This window comes from Streptomyces sp. SID14436 (genome assembly GCF_010548465.1).
In the GTDB taxonomy this organism is placed as follows: Bacteria; Actinomycetota; Actinomycetes; order Streptomycetales; family Streptomycetaceae; genus Streptomyces.
Genome location: NZ_JAAGMD010000727.1, coordinates 1 through 7,265, shown reverse-complemented (window position 1 = coordinate 7,265; position 7,265 = coordinate 1). Strand labels below are relative to the sequence as shown.

The 7,265-nt window shown below is 74.0% G+C and carries 6 protein-coding genes; 1 reads left to right on the top strand and 5 read right to left on the bottom strand.

Annotated elements, in window-relative coordinates; translation table 11 throughout:
• Both G3I53_RS26405 and G3I53_RS26400 read right to left on the bottom strand, forming a co-directional pair.
• Positions 1–2,268: bifunctional salicylyl-CoA 5-hydroxylase/oxidoreductase (locus G3I53_RS26405; RefSeq protein ID WP_164438839.1), on the bottom strand; the 2,268-nt coding region annotated here is incomplete at its 3' end.
• Positions 2,269–2,270: 2 nt separating this feature from the next.
• Entirely contained in the window at positions 2,271–3,098 is an 828-nt protein-coding gene (locus tag G3I53_RS26400; protein WP_164337548.1) for an enoyl-CoA hydratase family protein, read from the bottom strand.
• Between the two features lie 360 nt (positions 3,099–3,458).
• Between G3I53_RS26400 and G3I53_RS26395 the strand changes: the two genes are divergently transcribed.
• Positions 3,459–3,911: an ATP-binding protein gene (locus G3I53_RS26395; RefSeq protein WP_164337547.1), complete on the top strand. Its 453-nt coding sequence runs from the start codon at positions 3,459–3,461 to the stop codon at positions 3,909–3,911.
• 26 nt (positions 3,912–3,937) lie between these two features.
• On the opposite strand, the gene argF is transcribed toward G3I53_RS26395, so the two are convergent.
• The 3 genes from argF to G3I53_RS26380 form a co-directional block, all read right to left on the bottom strand.
• A complete protein-coding gene (gene argF / locus G3I53_RS26390) occupies positions 3,938–4,945 on the bottom strand; it encodes an ornithine carbamoyltransferase (protein WP_164337546.1) in 1,008 nt (335 codons plus the stop codon).
• Positions 4,946–5,048: 103 nt separating this feature from the next.
• Positions 5,049–6,275, bottom strand: coding sequence for an arginine deiminase (locus G3I53_RS26385; protein WP_164337545.1), 1,227 nt, complete (start codon positions 6,273–6,275; stop codon positions 5,049–5,051).
• 29 nt (positions 6,276–6,304) lie between these two features.
• Positions 6,305–7,265 (bottom strand): HEXXH motif-containing putative peptide modification protein (locus G3I53_RS26380; protein WP_239064131.1); only part of this gene is annotated, 961 nt, incomplete at its 5' end.

Here is a 7,265-nt window from a genome sequence, read left to right as displayed (position 1 = left end):
CGCCCGCGGCGGTCCCGGCCGGGCGCCCGCCGTGTCCTTGCGTCCGGTCTGCGGGGGCCGGCTGCCCGCCCGGTACGGTGCGGGCCAGACGACGCCCGGCCCGTCGTAGCCCTGTTCGGCCGCCGCGTGCAGCGTCCAGTGCGGGTCGTACAGGTGCGGGCGGGCCAGCGCGCACAGGTCGGTGCGGCCCGCCAGGATCAGCGAGTTGACGTCGTCCCAGGAGGAGATCGCGCCGACCGCGAGGACCGGGACGCCCACCTCGTGCCGGATGCGGTCGGCGAACGGCGTCTGGTAGGACCGCCCGAACTCCGGCCGCTCGTCGGCCACCACCTGCCCGGTCGACACGTCGACGGCGTCGGCGCCGTGCTCGGCGAACGCGCGGGCCAGCACGACGGCGTCGTCGCCGGTGGTGCCGCCCTCGGCCCAGTCGGTGGCGGAGATGCGCACGGTCGCCGGGCGGTCCTCCGGCCACACGGCACGGACCGCGTCGAACACCTCCAGCGGGAAGCGGAGCCGGTTCTCCGGGGAGCCCCCGTAGGCGTCGGTGCGGCGGTTGGTGAGCGGGGAGAGGAAACCGGAGAGCAGGTAGCCGTGCGCGCAGTGCAGTTCCAGCAGGTCGAACCCGGCGCGCGCGGCCCGCCGGGCGGCTGCCGTGAACTGCTCGCGGATGTCGGTGAGCTGGGCCCGGCTCAGCTCGCGCGGGGTCTGGCTGCCGGGCCGGTAGGGCAGCGGGGAGGCGGCGACCAGGGGCCAGTTGCCGTCCTCCAGGGGCTCGTCCATGCCCTCCCACATCAGCTTGGTCGAGCCCTTGCGGCCGCTGTGGCCGAGTTGCACGCCGATCGCCGTGCCGGGGGCGCTGCGGTGCACGAAGTCGGTGATCCGCCGCCACGCGTCGGCCTGGCGGCCGGTGTAGAGGCCGGCGCAGCCGGGGGTGATGCGTCCCTCGGCGCTGACGCACACCATCTCGGTCATCACCAGCCCCGCCCCGCCCAGTGCCCGCGCGCCGAGGTGGACGAGGTGGAAGTCGCCGGGGACGCCGTCGGTGGCGGAGTACATGTCCATCGGCGAGACGACGACCCGGTTGCGCAGGGTCAGCCCGCGCAGCCGGAACGGGGTGAACATCGGCGGAGTGCCCGGCGGGCAGCCGAACTCCTCCTCGACGGCCTCCGTGAACCGGGCGTCGCGCAGCCGCAGGTTGTCGTGGGTGACGCGGCGGCTGCGGGTGAGCAGGTTGAAGGCGAACTGGCGGGGCGGCTGCCCGAGGTAGCGGGCCAGGTTCTCGAACCACTCCAGGCTGGCCCGGGCGGCGCGCTGGGTGGAGGCGACCAGCGGCCGCCGTTCCGCCTCGTAGGCGGCGAGGGCGCGGTCGAGGGTGGGCTCCGCGCCGAGGTGGCCGGCCAGGGCGAGGGCGTCCTCGACGGCCAGCTTGGTGCCGGAGCCGATGGAGAAGTGGGCGGTGTGCGCGGCGTCGCCGAGGAGCACGAGGTTGCCGTGCGACCAGCGCTCGTTGACGACCGTGCGGAAGGTGGTCCAGGCCGACGTGTTGGACCGCAGGGGGCGTCCGCCGAGCGCGTCCGCGAACAGCTTGGCGCAGGCTTCCACCGACTCGTCCTCGGACATCCCGTCGAATCCGGCGGCCCGCCAGACCTCCTCGCGCATCTCGACGATCACGGTGGAGGCGTCGGCGGCGAAGGGGTAGCCGTGCAGCTGCATCACGCCGTGCTCGGTCTCGGCGATCTCGAAGCGGAAGGCGTCGAAGGCGAAGTCGGCGGCCAGCCAGATGTAGCGGCAGCGGTGTGCGGTGACGCTCGGCCGGAAGACGTCGGCGAAGGCGGCGCGGGTGCCGCTGTGCACCCCGTCCGCGGCCACCACCAGGTCGTGACCGCGGGCCAGTCGGGCCGGTTCCGGCGCCTCGGTGCCGAACCGCAGGTCGACGCCGAGGGCGCGGCAGCGGGTGTGCAGGATCTCCAGCAGCCGGTGCCGGCCGAGGGCGGCGAAGCCGTGACCGCCCGAGGTGTGGCGGGTGCCGCGGTGCACGATGTCGATGTCGTCCCAGCGGACGAAGTCCCGGCGCAGCGCCGCGTAGACGTCCGGGTCGGCGTGTTCGATGCCGCCGAGGGTCTCGTCGGAGAGAACGACGCCGAACCCGAAGGTGTCGTCGGGGGCGTTGCGCTCGAAGACGGTGATCTCGCGGGCGGGGTCCTGCCGTTTGAGCAGGGCCGCCGCGTACAGTCCGCCGGGTCCGCCGCCGATGACCGCGACCCGCACGGCTACCGCCCCCGCCACTTCGGCGGGCGCTTCCCGGTGAAGGCCGCGTGGAACTCGGCGTAGTCCTCGCCGTGCATCAGCAGCGCCTGGGTGGCCGCGTCCATCTCCACGGCGGCGGCCAGCGGCATGTCGAGTTCGGCGGTGAGCAGGGCCTTGGTCTGGGCGTACGCCAGGGCGGGGCCGTCGGCCAGGCGGCGCGCGAGGGCGAGGGCGGCGGCGTCGGCCCCGGCCTCGTCGGTGAGTTCGCTGATCAGGCCGATCCGCTCGGCCTCGGGGGCCCGCACCGGTTCGCCGAGCATGAGCAGGCGGGTGGCGTGGCCGAGGCCGACCACCCGGGGCAGCAGGTAGGCGGCGCCCATGTCGCCGCCGGACAGGCCGACCCGGGTGAAGAGGAAGGCGAACCGGGCGGTGGGGTCGGCGACCCGGAAGTCGGCGGCCAGGGCGAGGACCGCGCCGGCGCCCGCGGCCACCCCGTGCACCGCGGCGATCACCGGGAACGGGCACTCCCGTACCGCCCGCACGACCTGGCCGGTCATGCGGTTGAAGTCGAGCAGCTGGGCGGTGTCCATGGCGAGGGTGGCGCCGATGATCTCGTCGACGTCGCCGCCGGAGCAGAAGCCGCGCCCCTCGCCGGCCAGCACCAGCGCCCGCACGGAGCGCTCCCGGGACAGTTCGGCGAGCAGGTCGCGCAGGTCGGCGTAGGCGCCGAAGGTGAGCGCGTTGAGCTTCTCGGGGCGGGCTAGGGTGACGGTGGCGACGCCGTCGGCCCGCTCGACCCGCAGGTGTTCCCAGCGGGCGGTGCGGGCGGCGGAGCCGGTGAAGGGACTCATGAGGGCGGCCTCCTCGGGCGGGCACTGCGCGGCTCAGTGAGTGCTGCCCCTCGAAGCTATCACTCATCCGTGACTGTCGTCACGAGTACGCGATACAGCCGGCGGCGATGCCCGGGACGCCGCGCCGTGTGCCGCCACGTCCCGTTCCCGGTCGGCGCACGGTCACGTCCGTCACGGGTCGTCGACGACCCGGTAACGGCGTGCCCGGCCATGGGAGCGGGAGAGTCCTGCCGGGTACGCCCAGCGGTGCCGGGGTCGGACACCCCGGCACGGCGCCCGGCACAGGCCGGCGGGGCCCCTCCCCGGGGGCCCGCCGGAGGAGCCGTACCATTGAGTAATTGAAAGCAGGACAGCCTGCTGATGAACGGACCTGCCTTGTACGAACGCTCCCCCGTCCCCGCCTCCTGGCGCGTGGCGCTGCCGCACACCACCGCGGCGGTGCCCGTCGCGCGCGCCCTGGTCCGGACGGCGCTGGCCGAGGTGGAGCACTCCGCGGACAGCGACACGGCGGAGCTGCTGACGGCGGAGCTGGTGGCCAACGCGGTGGAGCACACCGCGGGCGGCAGCCCGATAGAGCTGGTGGTGGAGCTGCTGCCGACCGGCTGCCGGGTGGAGGTGCACGACCGGGACCCCGCGCCGCCCCGCCGGCTCACCCGGCCGGAACCGGGCGAACCGGACCCCTGGCAGGAGCACGGCCGGGGCCTGCTGCTGATCCGCACGCTCAGCTCGTCCTGCGGCCACCGGCCCACGCCGACCGGCAAGGCGGTGTGGTTCCGTCTGCCCACGGTGCCGCCCCAGCGGCGGCCCGCCTGACCCGACCGTCCCGGGCCCGCGGACCGTCAGGCCAGGGTCGCGACCAGCACCGCCTTGATCGTGTGCATGCGGTTCTCGGCCTCGTCGAAGACGACCGAGTGGGGCGACTCGAAGACCTCGTCGGTGACCTCCAGCGACTGAAGTCCGTGCGTCTCGTACACCTCGCGGGCCACCTGCGTGCCGAGGTCGTGGAAGGCGGGCAGGCAGTGCAGGAACTTGACGTCCGGGTTGCCCGTGGCCCGCAGCACGTCCATGGTCACCGCGTACGGGGCGAGGGCGCTGATCCGCTCGTCCCAGACCTCCTTGGGCTCTCCCATCGAGACCCACACGTCGGTGCCGACGAAGTCGGCGCCCGCCACGCCCTCGGCGATGTCCTCGGTGAGCGTGATGCGGGCCCCGCCGGCCCCGGCGAGCGCGCGGGCCCGGTCCACGACCTCCTGCGCGGGCCAGTAGGTCTTCGGCGCGACGATACGGATGTCCATGCCCAGCAGCGCGGCGGTGACGAGGTAGGAGTTGCCCATGTTGAAGCGGGCGTCCCCGAGGTAGGCGAAGGAGATCTCCTTCAGCGGCTTGGCGCTGTGCTCGGTCATGGTGAGCACGTCGGCCAGCATCTGGGTGGGGTGCCACGCGTCGGTGAGACCGTTGTAGACCGGCACCCCGGCGTACTCGGCGAGGGTCTCCACCGTGGCCTGTGCGTCGCCCCGGAACTCGATCGCGTCGAACATCCGGCCGAGCACCCGGGCGGTGTCCTTCGCGGACTCCTTGGTGCCGATGTGGGAGCCGCTCGGGTCGATGTAGGTCGTCGCGGCACCCTGGTCGGCGGCGGCGACCTCGAAGGCGCACCGGGTCCGGGTGGACGGCTTCTCGAAGATGAGCGCGATGTTCCTGCCCCCGAGGTACCGGGTCTCGGTCCCGGCCTTCTTGGCGGCCTTCAGCTCCGCGGCCAGGTCGAGCAGGCCGAGGAACTCCTGCTCGGTGAAGTCCGCCTCCTTGAGGAAGTGGCGGCCGGCGAGGGCGGTCGGGACTGTCGCCATGGGGCGCTCCAGGGATGCGGGGACGGGGTCGCTGGAATTCTATACGAGCAATAGAATTTCTATGCGGCCGGGTGGGCGGAGCGGTCCGGCGGCCCGCCCCCGGTCACGTCACCGCGTCCCGTTCCACCGGGCAGCTCATGCAGCGCGGGCCGCCCCGGCCCCGGCCCAGTTCGCTGCCGGGGATCTCTATCACCTCGATGCCCTGCTTGCGCAGGTGCGTGTTGGTGGTGGCGTTGCGCTCGTAGGCGATCACCACGCCGGGCTCGACGGCCAGCACGTTGCAGCCGTCGTCCCACTGCTCGCGCTCCGCGGCGTGCACGTCCTGGGTGGCGGTCAGCACCCGGATCTCGCTGAGGCCCAGCGCGGCGGCGATCGCCCGGTGCATGTGCTCCGGCGGATGGTCGGTGACCTTCAGCTCCCGGTCCCCCGCGCCCGGCTCGATGGTGTACGACCGCAGCATGCCGAGGCCCGCGTACTGGGTGAAGGTGTCGCCGTCGACCATGGTCATCACCGTGTCGAGGTGCATCACGGCGCGCCTCTTGGGCATGTCCAGGGCCACGATGGTCTGGGCGGAACCGGCGGCGAACAGCTTGTGCGCGAGCATCTCCACGGCCTGCGGGGTGGTCCGCTCGCTCATCCCGATGAGCACCGCCCCGTTGCCGATGACCAGCACGTCCCCGCCCTCGATGGTGGACGGGTAGTCGGCCTGCCCCTCGGACCAGACCCGGAACGTCTCGTCCCGGAACAGCGGGTGGTGCCGGTAGATCGCCTCGAAGTGCACGGTCTCGCGCTGCCGGGCCGGCCACCGCATCGCGTTGATGGCGACGCCGTCGTAGATCCACGCGGAGGTGTCGCGGGTGAAGAGGTGGTTGGGCAGCGGGCCGAGCAGGAAGTCGTCCAGCTCCATGGCGTGGAAGCGCACCGAGACCGGCTCCGGGTGGGCGTCCAGGAACTCCCGCTTGGTCATCCCGCCCACCAGGGCCTCGGCCAGCTCGCGCGCGGGCAGCGTCTCGAAGGCGGCCCGCAGGTGGTCGGTGGCCAGCGGCCCGTACTCCTTCTCGTCGAAGACGCGGTCCAGGACGAGGGTGCGGGCCTCGGGGATGTCCAGGGTCCGGGTGAGCAGGTCACCGAAGAGGTGGACGGTGACCCCGCGGTCGCGCAGCACGTCGGCGAACCCGTCGTGCTCGGCGCGCGCCCGGCGCACCCACAGCACGTCGTCGAACAGCAGATCGTCCTTGTTGCTGGGGGTGAGCCTCTTGAGCTCGAGATCGGGCCGGTGCAGGATCACCCGGCGCAGCCGTCCGGTCTCCGAGGCGACATGGTAGGTCATGACTCCATCCTGACCACCCGAGCGCCTGTTCACCCCTCTGCGGCGGGGACGTGGATCCGCCCGGCGTGCGGATGCGGCAGCAGCTCGGGCCGGGCCAGCATCCGGCGCGCGGCCCGGCCGCCGGTCAGGGCGGCCCGGGCGACGATCCATCCGGCCAGCAGCCCCGGATCGCCGGGCTCCCGGTCCAGTGCGGCCGTGTAGCCGTCGAGCGCGGCGCCCGGGTCGCCCGCGGCGAGGTGCTCGTCGGGGGTACGGGGCCGGGCCGGGCGGGTGGCGAAGGCGTGGGTGCGCACGTCGGACCAGGCCGTCCGTTCGGCGCGGAACCTGAGCGGTCCGGTGGCCGCGGGCCACGGCGGGCCGGTGGGCGGGGCGACATTGCGCAGCCGCCACTCGGTGCGGTGCAGGACGGCGGCGGTGCGGGCGCGGGCCAGAGCGGCGGCGTCCACCGGCACGCGCAGCCAGCCGTCCAGGGTTCGGGCCAGCCCGGACACCAGCCCGTGACCGGCCTCGGTGAGCCGCCCGCTGGTCAGGAGCGTGCGGACCACCAGCCGGGTCTGGGTGCGGCGCAGCGCGAAGTGGTAGGCGGCGGCCGGACCGTGGTCGGGGTGCGCGAGCCGGTCCCGCCAGAATCCGGCCACGCCGGTGAAGGCGTACGCGCCGTGCAGCAGGCCGGTGAGGTGGCGGGGGTCGGGGCGCCAGGGGGCGTAGTAGCGCTCGGCGCGGTCGTCGTCGGCGAGCGGGAAGAGGTGGATCAGGGCGGCCAGCTTGCTGTGCTGGAACTCGTGGACCAGCGTCTCGGCGAGCGCCAGCGCCCCGGCGGGACGGGCGACGACCATGGCCCCGTAGGCGTCGCCGCTCGACGCGGAGACCCGCACGTCCGGCGGGGGCGGCGGCTGGGCGGCGGTCCTCCCCCACGGCACCAGCGCCTTGATGCGGGCGGGGTCGAGCCGGCCGGGCAGCCAGGTGCCCGGGCTGCGCGGTCCGGCGTCG